The organism is Flagellimonas profundi (assembly GCF_017313275.1).
Taxonomy (GTDB): domain Bacteria; phylum Bacteroidota; class Bacteroidia; order Flavobacteriales; family Flavobacteriaceae; genus Flagellimonas; species Flagellimonas profundi.
On record NZ_JAFLNM010000002.1, the window covers coordinates 89,266 to 104,439 of the forward strand.

The following is a 15,174-nucleotide window of genomic DNA, read 5'->3' on the forward strand; positions in this document are numbered from 1 at the left end:
TATCTTGTCTATCAGTTTTGGGACACATTTGTGGTTCCCATGCACATAAAAAACTACACTATGACCGATTTGCAAATCGCCAAAGGTGTTTCTTTGAAACACATATCTTCCATTGCCGAAAAATTTGGAATAGACCCCGATAACATTGAAATGTTCGGGAAATTTAAGGCCAAACTTCCATTACAAGCCATAAATCGTGAAAAAGCCCAAAAGAGCAATCTTATTTTGGTATCGGCCATTTCCCCAACTCCTGCAGGAGAAGGTAAAACTACCATGTCCATTGGTCTTTCCGAAGGACTGAACCGTTTGGACAAAAAATCGACGGTCGTTTTACGGGAGCCCTCCTTGGGACCTGTTTTTGGTATAAAAGGAGGTGCAACAGGAGGTGGATATTCCCAAGTACTTCCCATGGAGGACATCAACCTACATTTTACGGGGGATTTCGCAGCCATTGAAAAGGCACATAATCTATTATCTGCAATTATTGACAACAATATCCAGAGTAAGACCAATTCTCTACTATTAGACCCTAGAACCATTGGCTGGAAGAGGGTGATGGATATGAACGACCGCTCCTTACGCCATATTATCGTAGGACTTGGTGGAACAACCTCCGGCGTTCCAAGGGAAACTGGTTTTGACATTACCGCAGCTTCCGAGATTATGGCCATTCTATGCTTGGCGGAAAGTCTTACCGATTTAAAAGAACGATTGGGAAATATTTTTGTGGGCTACACCTACGACAAAAAACCCATTTACGCCAAAGACCTAAAGGCCGAGGGGGCCATGGCCGCTTTATTAAAAGATGCCATAAAACCGAATTTGGTACAGACCATCGAAGGAAACCCAGCCATTATCCATGGTGGGCCCTTTGCCAATATTGCACAGGGCACCAACTCCGTAATTGCGACCCTAATGGGCATGTCGCATTCCGATTATACCGTCACCGAAGCAGGATTCGGTTTTGATCTAGGAGCTGAAAAATTCTTCGACATTAAATGCCAAAGTGCGGGTTTAAAGCCAAAGGCCGTAGTACTTACCACTACCATTCGTGCCTTAAAATACCACGGTGGGGTAGATTTAAAATCCTTGACAGAACCCAATGTGGAAGCTTTGAAAAAAGGATTGCCGAATTTGGAAAAACACTTGGAAAACATAACGAAGTTCAAAGTAGTTCCCGTAATAGCCATCAATAAATTTGTATCGGATACAGATGAAGAGATACAAGTAATCATGGAATTGGCCGCTTCGAAAGGTATACGTGTGGCTGTTGCCAATGTTTGGGCCAAAGGGGGCGAAGGTGCTGAAGATTTGGCTAAAAAAGTTATTGAAATCGTTGAATCCGGCACTTCGGCATTCAAACCGCTTTACGATTGGGAATCCAGTGTAAAAGATAAAATTGCGACTATTGCCACGGAAATCTATGGTGCGGAGTATGTCGACTACACCTCAAAAGCCAAAGCCGACCTCAGAAAAATTGCTGATCTAGGTTTGGAACAATTACCGGTTTGTATTGCCAAAACACAAAAATCCCTATCTGACAATCCAAAGCTGTTGGGCAGGCCAAAGGATTTCATCATCACGGTACGGGAAATAGAGATTGCGCTCGGTGCAGGTTTCTTGATTCCGATTACGGGTAATATTATGCGCATGCCAGGGTTACCGGCACATCCAGCATCCGAAGGCATCGACATTAACGACAATGGTGAAATTACGGGCTTGTTTTAAACCTTAGATTTTCTGTAACCAGTAGCGCATGTCCACCTCTTTGGAGATGATTTCTTTCACCTCTGAAAGTTTCACGCGCTTTTGTTCCATGGTATCCCTGTGCCTTATGGTTACCGTATCATCTTCCAATGTCTGATGATCTATGGTTACACAAAAAGGGGTCCCAGCGGCGTCTTGACGACGGTAACGACGACCTACGGCATCCTTTTCATCATAATCCACATTGAAATCCCACTTGAGCTCGTCCACCAACTTTTGGGCAACTTCTGGAAGTCCGTCCCTTTTCAACAATGGAAGAACGGCCACCTTGTTCGGCGCCAAAACAGCTGGAATCTTAAGTACAGTACGCGTGGTACCATTTTCGAGTTCCTCTTCCTGTAGCGAATTGGAAAAAACTGCCAAGAACATACGGTCCAATCCTATGGAAGTTTCCAACACATAAGGAGTATAGCTCTTGTTTTCCTCGTGATCGAAATACTGGAGTTTTTTTCCGGAATATTCTTCATGTTTGCTCAAATCGAAATCGGTACGGGAATGGATTCCTTCCAGTTCCTTGAATCCGAATGGGAACCTAAACTCAATATCAGCGGCAGCATCGGCGTAATGAGCCAATTTTTCATGATCGTGGAAACGGTAGTTGTCCTCTCCCATTCCAAGGGAAAGGTGCCATTTCATTCGTTTTTCCTTCCAGGCTTCGTACCACTCCAATTGGGTTCCAGGCTTTATGAAGAATTGCATCTCCATCTGTTCAAATTCCCTCATACGGAAGATAAACTGACGGGCAACAATCTCGTTACGGAAGGCTTTACCTGTTTGGGCAATCCCGAACGGAATCTTCATCCTTCCGGTTTTCTGAACATTTAAAAAGTTGACGAATATACCTTGTGCGGTTTCTGGACGAAGGTATAGATCCATTGCACTATCGGCAGAAGCTCCCAATTTGGTTCCGAACATTAGGTTGAACTGCTTTACATCAGTCCAGTTTTTTGATCCAGAGAGGGGACACGCTATCTCCAATTCCTCAATCAAGGCTTTTACATCGGCCAAATCTTCATTCTCGAGGGATTTCCCCATTCTTTTTAGAATGGAATCGGCTTTCTCTTGATAGCCCAGCACCCTATTATTGGTAGAAAGGAATTGTTCCTTGTCAAAACTATCACCAAATCGCTTGGCCGCTTTTTTTACCTCTTTTTCAATCTTGGCTTCAATCTTGGCGACATAATCTTCAATCAAAACATCGGCACGGTACCTTTTTTTGGAATCCTTGTTATCTATTAAAGGGTCATTGAAGGCATCAACGTGGCCAGAAGCCTTCCAAGTAGTTGGGTGCATAAATATGGCGGCATCGATGCCCACGATATTCTCATTGAGCTGAACCATGGCCTTCCACCAATATTCGCGAATGTTCTTCTTTAGCTCGGCACCGTTCTGACCGTAGTCGTAAACTGCACTGAGTCCATCATAAATCTCACTGGATTGAAATACATAACCGTACTCCTTTGCGTGGGAGATAACTTTCTTAAAAATGTCTTCCTGATTTGCCATTGGGCAAAAATAGAATTTTACCCAAAAAGTAGTATGCTATTTCAGCTGAAATTCAGTTGAAGCCAACAATCTTTCGTTCTCAAATACATTTAAGGTATAAATTCCTTCGGGCAAAGATCCTTCAGGAACGGTGATGGCATCGCAAATACTGATTTCTTTTCCAGTATAAACGATCTCCACTTTTTTGCTGTACGTGTTTCCGCTTACCGAAATGGTATTGGCATTATCCTCGATTATGGCCATATTGGGGTCCAAGAACTGAAGGTATAGCACTTTGATATCGCCATCGGAATTGGGGTCGCTCAAAATAGTAACACATCCCCTCAGCTTTTCGATCACCGAAGCCTTATTGGTTTTTATGGGCCTGCCTGCCCTTAGTCTAAACCCACTACCCTCGGCATCCTGCAGTTTTAGATAACTTTTGATTCGCAATTCACGAGTAAGTTCCTTATTGGTCTCGCGAAGCAAAGATTCGGTTTGTTGCATGCTACTGGCCCTCCCTCGAAGCTCCTCGAGTTGCTTTAAGGTTTCATCATATTTGCTGGCCAATAAGCTATTGTTATACCTAAGAAAATTATTTTTGAGCTTTAAACTGTCAAATCGCAATTCCAATTTCCGAAGTTCTTTTCTGGTTTCCTTTAATTTGGTGATGCTGAAGTTTAACCTTCCTACCGAATCCAACAATTGCTGAACCCTAAAGCGTGAGGTCTGCAACTCAATTTCATTTACTTCATTCAATCCGGACAAACGGTCAACTTCCGCTCGCATCAAGGTAAGGTCTTTCACCAAAAGTGACTTCTCCTCCTCCAAATAGATCATTTGGTTTTTGGATTGGGCGTAGCTGTAATAAAAGGCAATAAGAATCCCCACAATTACCGCGGCCATTGCGGCAAAGATAATTTTGTAGTTGAAATTGTTATCTTGGGAGTTCATGGGGTTGACAGACTACTCTAAAATGTAAAAGATTTGACACCAAAAAGGTTGGCTAAGATAATAAACGAGATTAACAACATCCTATTGCCAAGGGTATGTTTTGGATGTAATGCCCAATTATTTAGTGGAGAACACATTTTGTGTACCGTTTGTCGACACGATGTGCCGCTCACCGATCATAACTATCTGGAAGAAAATGCAGTGGACCGTATATTTTATGGGAGAACTCCTATAAAAAAGGCGGCTTCTTTTGTTTTTTTCTCAAAAAATGGGCACATAAAAAATATGTTGCACTGGTTGAAATATAAAAATCAGGAACAAATCGGTAGCTTTTTTGGAGAATGGTGCGGCACCCATTTCAAGGAAAATGGACAACTAAAATATATTGATGCTGTGGTACCCGTTCCTTTACATCCAAAAAAATTGAAGAAACGTGGTTACAATCAAGTGGCATTATTTGCCAAAACAATAGCTGACCATATTGGAGCCGAATATTGTGATGATTGGCTGATAAAAGTGAAGAACATAAAAACCCAGACCAAAAAAGGCCGACAAGGTCGTTGGGAAAGTTCCAAAAATGCATTTCAACTCAATGAATCCCAAATTCAAAAAAAATATAACCATATCCTTTTGGTGGACGACGTCATCACTACCGGAGCTACCATCGAATCTTGTGCACACACGCTCCTTCAACAAAATGATTTGGAAATTTCCGTTTTGAGCATGGCCATGGTGCCAGAGGGTTAAAATTTACTAATGCGGGGTTTCATTTTTTAAATTAGTTGTTTCTTTGTTCCACATTATTTTTAGGCATGGTGCACTTAAAAAAATTGTTGGGACTTCTTTTTTTTACTTTTATGGTTATGGCCTTATGGCAATGTGCCAAAAGGGGTTCTCCAAGTGGTGGCCCAAAAGACACTACACCTCCGGAGTTAGTTAGGGCCGAACCTGAAAATTTCACCACAAATTTCAAGGCAAAAAAAATACGTCTTTATTTTGATGAACTCATCAAGTTGGAGGATGTACAAAACCAATTGGTGGTCTCCCCTCCGTTTAAGAACGCAGCGGAAATAACCCCAATGGGTACCCCAAGCAAGTATATTGAGTTGATTATTAAGGATACCCTTAGGGAAAACACAACTTATACCATCAATTTCGGTCAAAGTATTGTGGACAACAACGAAGGGAATCCCAATAGTTTTTTGAGCTATGTGTTCTCAACGGGCGACTATTTGGATTCGCTAACACTTTCGGGTGCCGTAAAAGATGCCGTCAACAGAAAAGCGGATGAGTTTATCAGTGTAATGCTTTATGCTATTGATAGCACTTATAGCGATTCCATCATCTACAAAGAACCGCCTCTGTACATCACAAATACAGGTGATAGTCTTCCTCTTTTTGAATTGCAGAACCTGAAAGCGGGAAAGTATGCCCTATTTGGCCTAAAAGATGTGAACAAGAACAACATGTTCGACCAAGGACAGGATAAAATCGGATTTATTGAAGATACCATTACCATACCAACAGACTCCATCTACTTATTGAACCTGTTCAGGGAAGAGTTAAATTATAAAGCTTCCGTGCCAAGCCTGGTTGCCAAGAACAAGATTATTTTCGGATATCAGGGAGACCATAGGGATATGGACATTCAAACCTTGACTTCGCTACCCGACTCCGTTACAACCACTATTTTAAAAGAATGGGACAAGGACACCTTGAATTATTGGTTCACCCCGACCGAATTGGATTCCATTAATTTTACGGTTGAGAACGAAAAGGCACAGGTGTTGGACACTTTTACCGTAAAAATGAGAGACCTGCCCTTGGATTCCCTAAAACTTACCTCATCCGCTAGCGGAAAGTTTGATTTTGAAGATACATTCAGTGTTTTGGCCAATACGCCCATTGCTACATTGGACACCAGTAACATTTCCTTACTAGTCAGTGACTCCATTCCAGCCAGCTATACCTATACCCTAGATACATTAAAAAATAAGGTGGATTTTGATTTTGAATTGGAGCCCAACCAAAAATATTCCTTTGTCCTTTTACCGGGTGCCATCACCGATTTTTTTGGGGTACAGAACGATTCGCTTGATTACAATATGTCCACAGGGAGTTATGCTGACTATGGTAACCTAAGAATAGTTTTAGGAGGCGATGTAACTTATCCCGTAATAATGCAATTAACCAATGAAAAAGGGGAGGTACAACGAGAAATCATCGCTTCTGAATCCCAAATCTTTGAGTTCAACAATTTGAATCCCGGTAAATACGTGGCCCGAGTAATTTTGGATGAAAACGGAAATGGCAAATTGGATACGGGCAATTATCTAAAAAAGATCCAACCCGAAAGCGTAAGTTATTACCCGGGAGTTATTGATGTCAGGGCCAACTGGGAAATGGAAGAAACCTTTATCCTATCAAATTAAAGCGGTCCCTATCCTCCAAAAACCTCAATTTTTTTCTTGTTGACTCAATATGTTCTTTATCCAAAGTAGCATACAGAATTTTTTCATCTTCAGAAAAAGCCAAGGTTTTGCCCAAAACGTCATAAACTGCGGAATGACCGGGGTATTCAAAATCCAGCCCGTCCGTTCCAGTTCGGTTTACACCAATACAATAAGCCATATTTTCAATAGCCCTTGCCTTTAGAAGTGTATCCCAAGCATTGATTCTTTTTTTGGGCCAATTGGCCACATAGATCAACACATCATAATCCTCCGTATTTCTGGCCCAAACAGGAAAGCGCAGGTCATAACAGATCATAGGGCAAATTTTGAACCCGTTGTATTCAAAAATTAGTTTTTCACGACCCGCCTCGTAAACTTCATCTTCACCAGCTAGGGTAAAGGTGTGTTTTTTATCATAGATTTTGGTATGCCCTTTTGGTGATGTAAAATATAATCGATTGAAAAATTTGCCGTTTTCTTGAAAAACAATGCTTCCTACAAGCGCTTTATTTTGTTGTTGGGCAATTTGTTTCATCCATCTTACCGTACCCTCTCCTTCAGATAGTTGAATGTTTTCAGGTTTCATGGTAAACCCCGTAGTGAACATTTCTGGCAGTACGATCAAATCCACATCATCAGGAATGCTCGCTATTTTCTTTTCAAACATTTTTCGATTGCTTACCGGGTCTTCCCAATATAAATCAGTTTGAATCAAAGCAGTGTTCAAGGTTGCGGGCATCTAGTATTTTTTTAAAAGTTCTTCCAATTCGGTATTTCCTTGCTCCAGAACAAGGTCCATCGCGGTTTTCCCCCTAGCATCTTTTACAGATGTATCTGCACCATGTTTTAAAAGCAGTTCTGCAATATCCTTTCTGTTGAAGGTTACGGCATAAATTAGACAAGTGGCCCCCATCGCATTTTTTTGGCTAACATTGGCCCCTGCTTTGATCAATTTTTCTGCAATATTGGTGTATCCTTTAAAACAAACCCCCATGAGTGCCGTATTACCGGAACCATCCAAGGCGTCCACTTGAGCTCCTTTGTCGAGTAAAAATTGCACCATATCCTCATGGCCATAGTATGCCGCCAACAATAAGGGTGTGGACCCTCTTTGGTCTTGGGCCTCCAAAAACTCAGGGGCCTTCTCCAACAGGTTCTCTACCTCTTTTAAGTTCCCGTTTCTGATGTTATTGAAGAGTTCTTCTTTGTTGCTCATAGCTAATTGAAAGTTATAAAAAAACTGCCACAACCCTGTAGGCCATGGCAGTCTTTGTGATTGATTTTCTTTTTCTGTTTTATGCCTTGTTGGATTAATTAATCCAAATCAAAGCGATCAAGGTTCATAACTTTGGTCCAAGCGGCCACAAAATCATTCACAAACTTTGTTTCTGATCCCGCCTCGGCATAAACTTCGGCTAAAGCCCTTAAAATTGAATTGGAACCAAATACCAAATCCACTCGGGTACCAGACCATTTAAAATCGCCTGTTTTACGGTCAACTCCCTCATAAAGTGATTTTTCGTCGTTCGCAGCCTTCCATTCTGTAGACATATCAAGTAAGTTTACAAAGAAATCGTTGCTCAACACTCCGACATTGTTTGTAAACACTCCGTGTTTTGAACCATCAAAGTTGGCGCCAAGTACACGAAGACCTCCTACAAGAGCAGTCATTTCAGGTGCTGTCAGCGTCAATAATTGCGCTTTATCCACCAACAAATGCTCTGCGGGCACTTTTACGCCTTCAACCACATAATTTCTAAATCCATCATAAGGCGTGTTCAAATAGTCTACTGATTCAATTTCGGTTTGCTCTTGACTTGCATCGTTTCTACCAGGAGTAAAAGGTACTTCAGTAGAAACACCGGCATCGCTAGCTGCTTTTTCAACAGCGGCACTTCCGGCCAAAACTATCATATCGGCCAAGGAGATTTTCTTGCCTCCACCGGCATTGCTATTGAATTCATTTTTTATACCCTCAAGAACCTTAATGGTTTTATCGGTTCCTTTGTTTACTTCCCAACTTTTCATTGGCTCCAAGTTGATACGTGCACCATTGGCACCACCACGCTTATCTCCACCACGGAAAGTAGCCGCAGATGACCAAGCTGTATACACCAAATCAGAAACCGAAAGACCTGAGTCCAATACTTTTGCTTTCAATTCCTTTATGTCTGAAGCATCAACCAAGGTATAATCTACCGCAGGAATTGGATCTTGCCAAATCAGTTCCTCTTTGGGCACCTCTGGTCCAAGATAACGGGAAAGTGGTCCCATATCACGGTGTGTCAACTTAAACCATGCGCGGGCATAAGCATCGGCAAAAGCCTCTGGATCCTCATAGAATTTTCGTGAAATTTTCTCATACGCAGGATCAAAGCGCAACGAAAGGTCTGTGGTCAACATAGTTGGTTTTCTGTTAGGTCCACCAAAAGGATCGGGGATAATGGCCTCCGCATTTGAAGCTACCCATTGGTGTGCACCGGCCGGGCTTTTGGTCAATTCCCATTCATATTCAAACAAAAACTTAAAGAAGTCGTTGCTCCATTTTACCGGGGTAGACGTCCAAATCACTTCCAATCCTGAAGTAAAGGCATCTGAACCTTTTCCGGAACCATTTTTATTGACCCATCCGAAGCCTTGCAATTCCAAATCTGCTGCTTCTGGATCTGCGTCCATCATTACTTTGTCAGCATCACCATTACCGTGAGTTTTACCAATGGTATGACCTCCAGCGATAAGCGCTACAGTTTCTTCATCGTTCATCGCCATACGCTCAAATGTCTCGCGAATGTCATGTGCAGCAGCTACTGGGTCAGGGTTACCGTCCGGTCCTTCTGGGTTCACGTATATTAATCCCATTTGCACAGCTGCCAATGGATTCTCAATTTCACGTTCTTCTTTATTATGCTGATAACGGCTATTTGGCGTATCACTTGTTGCCAACCATTCAGTCTCGTTACCCCAATATACATCTTGGTCTGGCTCCCACACATCTTCACGACCACCTGCAAAACCAAAGGTTTTGAAACCTGTAGATTCCAAAGCAACGTTTCCGGCCAATATCATAAGGTCTGCCCAAGATATTTTTTGACCATATTTTTGTTTGATGGGCCACAACAGACGACGAGCTTTGTCCAGACTCACATTATCTGGCCAAGAATTTAGTGGTGCAAAACGTTGTTGACCACGTCCACCGCCTCCACGACCATCCTGAACACGATAGGTTCCTGCACTATGCCATGCCATACGGATAAACAAGCCGGCATAGCTGCCAAAATCGGCAGGCCACCAATCTTGTGAATCGGTCATAACATCCAAAAGGTCTTTTTTAAGTGCATCGTAGTCCAATTTTTTAAATTCTTCTGCGTAATTGAACTTTTTCCCATTTGGATTTGACTTCTCTGAATGCTGGCTCAAAATTTCCAACTTAAGTCGGTTAGGCCACCAATCTTCATTTTGTGTACCTCCACCGGCAACTTCGTTTAAAAATGGGCACATACTTTCGTCTGCTCCATTTGCCATTTCTTTACTCATGATTATATAGTTGTTTTTAAATAGATTTTCAGAATAATAAAAATACAAAATCACACCTCCTTATCATAGAGGTTTAATATTAAAATACTATTAAAACATAACTGTTCTCTATCGTAGATGGACTCAGTATAGAAAAACCTTAGCTCATATGCTTTTCTTAACAATTATTGGGAAAGCCTATCCTAAAATCCGCGACTAGGTTTTCTAACTTTGAGTAACACCAAAAATAAATAGTATGAAAACGATAAAATCCATCCTAGTGATCAGTTTACTATTACTAGGAACAAGTGCATTTGCACAAAGTAAAAAAGATAGGAAAATTATGGCGGATGCACAAAAGGCAAAAACCACCTTGTTGGAGACAAGTCCAGGTTTGGAGCGCTTTTTTGATGAGTCCGCAGGTTATGTGATTTTTCCGAATGTGGGCAAAGGAGGTTTTATTATCGGCGGAGCATCGGGCAACGGTGTGGTTTACGAAAATGGCAACGCCGTGGGCATGGCCGACCTTAAAAAACTGAACATCGGACTGCAAGCTGGCGGACAGGCCATTATTGAGGTGATTTTCTTTGAAACGGATGTGGACCTACAACGTTTTAAAACCGAAAAATTCCAGTTTGCGGCGGAAACCTCTGCAGTGGCCTTGAAATCTGGGATTGCCTTTGAGGCCAAATACAAAGATGGGGTAGCCGTTTTTGCCTTGCCCAAAGCAGGCCTAATGGCCGATGCCTCGGTGGGTGGACAAAAATTCAAGTATAAGGCTTTTTAAGCATTCTGCCATTGTACGTATAAATGGGAAGTCCCTTTTAAAAGGGGCTTTTTTTATTGCAACTGTAGTGGAACAGGGTTTTGCCATTGTATTTCCCTAATCATTTTGTTCCTTTTTCGCTTTTTCAGATAAGAATTGGCCAACAATGGTATTGATACACTGATTTCCATGGTGCCCAGAGCCATCAATCCTCCTCCAAGAAGAGTTGCACCCATATTTTCACAGAAATCCGTATCATCACAACCACTATCCTGAGAATAAATCAAACTTGCTCCAGTAAGCATTACCAATCCCAAACCTACAAAAGTACTCCCAATGATAAGACTGTTCTTTCGCTTTCGATCCATATCTAAAATTTCGCGCAACTGTTCTTCGTTTGTCTCGCTCTGCTCGATAAGATAGGCATAATTAAGCCCAAATTTTTCTAACCGTTGTTGTTGCTTAAGGGAAAAGTCTTGGGCGTACAAATGCATGGAACACCAAAAGCCAATTGTAAAATAGATTATAGTTTTCATGGTATTATTTTAATTTGTTTAGAAAACCTGCTCCTTTAGGGGTTGGGCATTATAATTGAACTCCTTGCATTAATTACATGTACCATTGCAATCCATAGCATTGTTATAATCCTCTTTTGTAAACACAAAATCCTCTATGAAATCATCCGAATGAATACAATAGTCTATGGGGTTCCTTTTGTTTTGGTTGCACTCTTCTTTGAAAATTGACATTTTCTCATCGGCATAAATAATTACAAGGGAATCATACAAACTACTTCCACTCAAAAAAACCTTGAAACTATACCCACTTGGTGGCAATCCATCCTTAAACACTTTTTCCACTTTTTCATTGACAGCCAGATTGGTAATTTCAGGCTCTGCATCTGGAAAATCAGATCTGTAACTTTTGATCACAATAGGTTTTCCACTTTTATTTTCCATGGAATAGTAATAGACATCCCTCTCGCCAAAATTTTCACCGCATGCAATAAGCAACAGGGCCAATAGAAAGCATATATTCTTCATACTTTTTAAATTTAATCCTTCCAATTGTTAAACAGTTCATCTAAATATTTTTCGGTAGCATTATTATATTTGTTCTTGATATTGTCTCGCCACTGGTTCCATGATTTGGCCCCAACCAAAGCCCCTTCCAATTGTTTTATGGTATATCCTTTAACCCTGTCAATGGGATAAAGTGAACCATAAGTATTTCTTTGGTTGACATCATCGATCATGTCATAACCGGCTGATGTATAATAGGGTTTGTCTAAGATTCTTTGCAATTGCAAGTTTATTTCGCTGTCATAATTATAGTTTGACCTATTGAAGTATTTTCTATATCTGTGCAACACAAACGTAACTTCTACAGCTGATGCCCAGGTTTCCAACAATCTACGACGGTTTGTTCCTGTAGGCCCAGGGTTTTCACAACCATTAGAAGAAGTACAGGGTCCGGACCATGCATCCCAGACCACAGCATTGTATGCATTTCTGTCCACTTCCCTATGTGCCGCATGGGCCAATTCATGAACTATGGTCCCATAAACTTTATCTGATTTTGACTTCCATTCCAATAAGGAAATGTCACTGCCAAACCAAATCCTTCGAGCCTTTACATAGGATGACCTATCATTTTTTTGACGTGCCGCTATTTTCAACTGCCTTTTTAAAATATGGTTACGCGGAGGGGATGTTAACCCAAATCTACTACCGTAATAGTAGTCCATGGCACCTTGGTGAATAAGTGCATAGTACTGTTGTCTATCATTGACCACCTTGCTCAATGAACTTCCCAAATTTACATTCCAATCACCTCGCTTTTTAGGACCATTCAAGATAGCCTGCCCATAAGAGCCTGCCCGTATACTAAATTCGTACCTATCCCATTTGATACTGTAATTGGCTTTTCGTCTAAATCTGCCATTACATGAATACCTGCCATTTTTATCAGTAAACCCCCTTCTTGTGGTAAACCATCTTCTAGCCCTTACTTTGATACCGGAAACACCAACATAAGAATTGGTTATATGATCATAAACCTTAATAATACCTGAGGGTCTCCATTTTCTTTTGGCAGTCAATGCGTCTCCTATTTCATCATCTAAATTACCTGTTAATCGCAAAGATTCGTCAACTAGTTGATATATAGTTTCCTTGGCTGCGAAAGCGGGTTTAGAACCATCATCGGGGTCATTGTCTTCATCTGGAACAAAAAGCTCTTCTAAAACCTCATAATCTATGTTTTCTGGAAGTCCATGATTTATGGGAACAGAAGCGTATTGATATGTAGGTTGATCTGTAGGAATTTCCGGATCATGGTAAAAGTCGCCAGTTTCACTGATTTCAAAATCTAAAGGAATATCATATAATGCCAGAGTAGAATCCGTTTTAAGTGTTGAAAGTTCCCCTTCTGTTTTAGGTTTAAACCTAACATATATGTGGGTTGTTTCAATTTCTCCATCTTTTGATACTTTTGATTTTTCCTTTAAACTTTCCCAAGCCTTCCTCATATTCGCCACCGAATAGGGGTTCTCCAATTTTTTGCCAAGCTTGATCATTTGCAAAGTATCCCTTTCCTCCAGATCAACTTGTTGTGTCTCTTCGGGTATTACCGCCTCTTTTTCGCACGAGGCCAACCAACAAATCACCATGACCATGCATACATTGGCCCAATACATTTTTCTTTGTTCCATACTTAAAAGAATTGAAATGTTCTTGGGGTATGCTGTTCCTTAGATAAGGTAAGGAAATGCAATGCGCAGATCTGGGCCCGATTAACGGATGGCCCTTTTGGGTCGACGGATGCCCATTTTCAATTAATAATGGGGAAGCTATAGGTACAATTGTATCTCAATCCCGAACCCCTGGGGTAAAATCCTCGGGGGCATTTTGGGGCAAATCCGCTGTGCCCGCCCCTCCTGAATCATTATAAATGGTCCACTCACCAAAGGTGAAGGTTGGGTTTCCACATATAATGCCAGGGTTGCGTATGGCCCTACCATCCTCAAACTCGTGATTGGTTCCCGAACCATCCTCCCCAATAACTCCAAATACATCGATCACGGTGCCAAAAGGGTCAACCAATTCCAGATTATCATCTCCATTGGAGTCTGCAGGACTGTTGGTGGACACGCCCAAATCGGGGGCAAATCCATAGACCAGTTCAAATTCCCCGGCATTGGGAGATATAACCAATGTAGCCTCGGCATCAATACTTAAGCCCGACAGATCAATGGAAGAACTTACTTCCGTATTACCATTGGTATACCTGCGAAGGGTCCACAGGTTTAAATCCAACGGTTCGGATGCTGCATTATATAGCTCCACAAAACGGGCGCTGGCATTGTTGTCCGGGTCGGCCAGTTCAGAAATAAAAATTTGGTTGGAAGTGAACTCGGTAATGATTTCCGGGCATCGTTCTTTGGTAAAGTTTACATCATCCAAAGTGCGAATCACCAATTGAGGGGTATCACCATCCTTGATTAAAATCGCCGTGAGCGTTCCATTTGTTTTGGGCAATGGTTCGGATTGGAAATCGGCATAACCACTATTTACAAGCGAAATCTCGTTTTCTTCGCAATCCATTAGCGTTCTTTCTGTTTCTTCTTGGACAACGGCATAAGTTTCCCCCAAGATTTCTTCGGCAAACTCAACACTTTCCAATTGCACTAATATGTTTGATGGTAGCTTATCCAATCCAGGAATGGTTGCAACCACAGGATCAGGGGTCCCTCCATCATCGCACAACACTAAAAGATGGTCAAAAACCTTTCCTTTTGGCAATCTTCCAATGGAAAGGTTTCCAAAAGATGAGAAAACACTCCCTACTCTAATGGTACTTCCTCTTTTGGCGAGATATAGGTCTTTCAGCATTAACAATACCCTGCTCCCCACCGGAAACTGTAAATGGGATTCCCTCAAATCCATTTCCAATTGAATGCCCATTGATGGATTACTGAGTGCATCTTGCAGGTACAGCCGTCCAAAAAAATTCCCAGCTCGATCGGATGAGATGACGTAGCCTTCCAAAATCAGCTCTTCTTGAATCTGAATCACCTCGTCTTGTACCAAGGAATCCAACCCGGCAAAAGTGATGTTGGCCTCCATGTCGGTTGTACAATTCCTTTCATTTTCATCAAATTCCCTTCCATCCACACAACATAAAAGAGACATTAAAATGATGGTTTCAAAAATCTTAAAAATCAAATTTCTCATA

The 15,174-nt window shown here is 41.5% G+C and carries 13 protein-coding genes; 4 read left to right on the forward strand and 9 right to left on the reverse strand.

Annotation, left to right across the window (positions count from 1 at the left end):
- Positions 1–60 precede the first annotated feature (60 nt).
- Positions 61–1,728 carry a formate--tetrahydrofolate ligase gene (locus tag J0654_RS09345; RefSeq protein WP_207028237.1) on the forward strand — a complete coding sequence of 556 codons (1,668 nt, stop codon included), beginning with the start codon at positions 61–63 and terminating at the stop codon, positions 1,726–1,728.
- A 3-nt stretch (positions 1,729–1,731) separates the two neighbouring features.
- Here J0654_RS09345 and J0654_RS09350 read toward each other — a convergent pair whose 3' ends face one another.
- Together J0654_RS09350 and J0654_RS09355 are read right to left on the reverse strand one after the other, a co-directional pair.
- Positions 1,732–3,273 carry a glycine--tRNA ligase gene (locus J0654_RS09350; RefSeq protein WP_207028239.1) on the reverse strand — a complete coding sequence of 514 codons (1,542 nt, stop codon included), beginning with the start codon at positions 3,271–3,273 and terminating at the stop codon, positions 1,732–1,734.
- Between the two features lie 36 nt (positions 3,274–3,309).
- Complete coding sequence (locus J0654_RS09355; RefSeq protein ID WP_207028241.1) at positions 3,310–4,206, reverse strand: coiled-coil domain-containing protein; 897 nt, start codon at positions 4,204–4,206, stop codon at positions 3,310–3,312.
- Between the two features lie 48 nt (positions 4,207–4,254).
- Between J0654_RS09355 and J0654_RS09360 the strand changes: the two genes are divergently transcribed.
- Both J0654_RS09360 and J0654_RS09365 read left to right on the forward strand, forming a co-directional pair.
- Positions 4,255–4,953 (forward strand): ComF family protein, encoded by a 699-nt coding sequence (locus J0654_RS09360; RefSeq protein WP_237685950.1) that lies wholly within the window; start codon positions 4,255–4,257, stop codon positions 4,951–4,953.
- Positions 4,954–5,069: 116 nt separating this feature from the next.
- Positions 5,070–6,638 carry an Ig-like domain-containing protein gene (locus tag J0654_RS09365; protein ID WP_237685951.1) on the forward strand — a complete coding sequence of 523 codons (1,569 nt, stop codon included), beginning with the start codon at positions 5,070–5,072 and terminating at the stop codon, positions 6,636–6,638.
- Here J0654_RS09365 and J0654_RS09370 read toward each other — a convergent pair.
- The 3 genes from J0654_RS09370 to katG form a co-directional block, all read right to left on the reverse strand.
- A complete protein-coding gene (locus J0654_RS09370; RefSeq protein ID WP_207028248.1) occupies positions 6,622–7,398 on the reverse strand; it encodes a nitrilase family protein in 777 nt (258 codons plus the stop codon). The genes J0654_RS09365 and J0654_RS09370 overlap by 17 nt on opposite strands.
- Complete coding sequence (locus J0654_RS09375; RefSeq protein ID WP_207028249.1) at positions 7,399–7,875, reverse strand: ankyrin repeat domain-containing protein; 477 nt, start codon at positions 7,873–7,875, stop codon at positions 7,399–7,401.
- Between the two features lie 98 nt (positions 7,876–7,973).
- Entirely contained in the window at positions 7,974–10,193 is a 2,220-nt protein-coding gene (katG, locus tag J0654_RS09380; RefSeq protein ID WP_417948857.1) for a catalase/peroxidase HPI, read from the reverse strand.
- A 235-nt stretch (positions 10,194–10,428) separates the two neighbouring features.
- On the opposite strand from katG, the gene J0654_RS09385 reads away from it, so the two are divergent.
- Positions 10,429–10,959 carry a lipid-binding SYLF domain-containing protein gene (locus J0654_RS09385; RefSeq protein WP_207028252.1) on the forward strand — a complete coding sequence of 177 codons (531 nt, stop codon included), beginning with the start codon at positions 10,429–10,431 and terminating at the stop codon, positions 10,957–10,959.
- Between the two features lie 53 nt (positions 10,960–11,012).
- Here the strand turns inward: J0654_RS09385 and J0654_RS09390 are convergent, their stop codons facing one another.
- From J0654_RS09390 to J0654_RS09405, 4 genes are all read right to left on the reverse strand, one after another.
- Positions 11,013–11,474: a hypothetical protein gene (locus tag J0654_RS09390; protein WP_207028253.1), complete on the reverse strand. Its 462-nt coding sequence runs from the start codon at positions 11,472–11,474 to the stop codon at positions 11,013–11,015.
- A gap of 69 nt (positions 11,475–11,543) precedes the next feature.
- Positions 11,544–11,981 carry a hypothetical protein gene (locus J0654_RS09395; RefSeq protein ID WP_207028255.1) on the reverse strand — a complete coding sequence of 146 codons (438 nt, stop codon included), beginning with the start codon at positions 11,979–11,981 and terminating at the stop codon, positions 11,544–11,546.
- Between the two features lie 11 nt (positions 11,982–11,992).
- Positions 11,993–13,651, reverse strand: coding sequence for a hypothetical protein (locus J0654_RS09400; protein ID WP_207028257.1), 1,659 nt, complete (start codon positions 13,649–13,651; stop codon positions 11,993–11,995).
- A gap of 157 nt (positions 13,652–13,808) precedes the next feature.
- A complete protein-coding gene (locus tag J0654_RS09405; protein ID WP_207028259.1) occupies positions 13,809–15,173 on the reverse strand; it encodes a DUF5689 domain-containing protein in 1,365 nt (454 codons plus the stop codon).
- Position 15,174: the final 1 nt, after the last annotated feature.

Bases quoted from the DNA above. Each gene is read 5' to 3' on its own strand.
- J0654_RS09395 (WP_207028255.1), bottom strand. From the start codon at position 11,981: ATGAAGAATATATGCTTTCTATTGGCCCTGTTGCTTATTGCATGCGGT.
- J0654_RS09350 (WP_207028239.1), bottom strand. From the start codon at position 3,273: ATGGCAAATCAGGAAGACATTTTTAAGAAAGTTATCTCCCACGCAAAG.
- J0654_RS09370 (WP_207028248.1), bottom strand. From the start codon at position 7,398: ATGCCCGCAACCTTGAACACTGCTTTGATTCAAACTGATTTATATTGG.
- J0654_RS09355 (WP_207028241.1), bottom strand. From the start codon at position 4,206: ATGAACTCCCAAGATAACAATTTCAACTACAAAATTATCTTTGCCGCA.
- J0654_RS09390 (WP_207028253.1), bottom strand. From the start codon at position 11,474: ATGAAAACTATAATCTATTTTACAATTGGCTTTTGGTGTTCCATGCAT.
- J0654_RS09400 (WP_207028257.1), bottom strand. From the start codon at position 13,651: ATGGAACAAAGAAAAATGTATTGGGCCAATGTATGCATGGTCATGGTG.
- J0654_RS09385 (WP_207028252.1), top strand. From the start codon at position 10,429: ATGAAAACGATAAAATCCATCCTAGTGATCAGTTTACTATTACTAGGA.
- J0654_RS09365 (WP_237685951.1), top strand. From the start codon at position 5,070: ATGGCCTTATGGCAATGTGCCAAAAGGGGTTCTCCAAGTGGTGGCCCA.
- J0654_RS09375 (WP_207028249.1), bottom strand. From the start codon at position 7,875: ATGAGCAACAAAGAAGAACTCTTCAATAACATCAGAAACGGGAACTTA.
- J0654_RS09345 (WP_207028237.1), top strand. From the start codon at position 61: ATGACCGATTTGCAAATCGCCAAAGGTGTTTCTTTGAAACACATATCT.
- katG (WP_417948857.1), bottom strand. From the start codon at position 10,193: ATGAGTAAAGAAATGGCAAATGGAGCAGACGAAAGTATGTGCCCATTT.
- J0654_RS09405 (WP_207028259.1), bottom strand. From the start codon at position 15,173: ATGAGAAATTTGATTTTTAAGATTTTTGAAACCATCATTTTAATGTCT.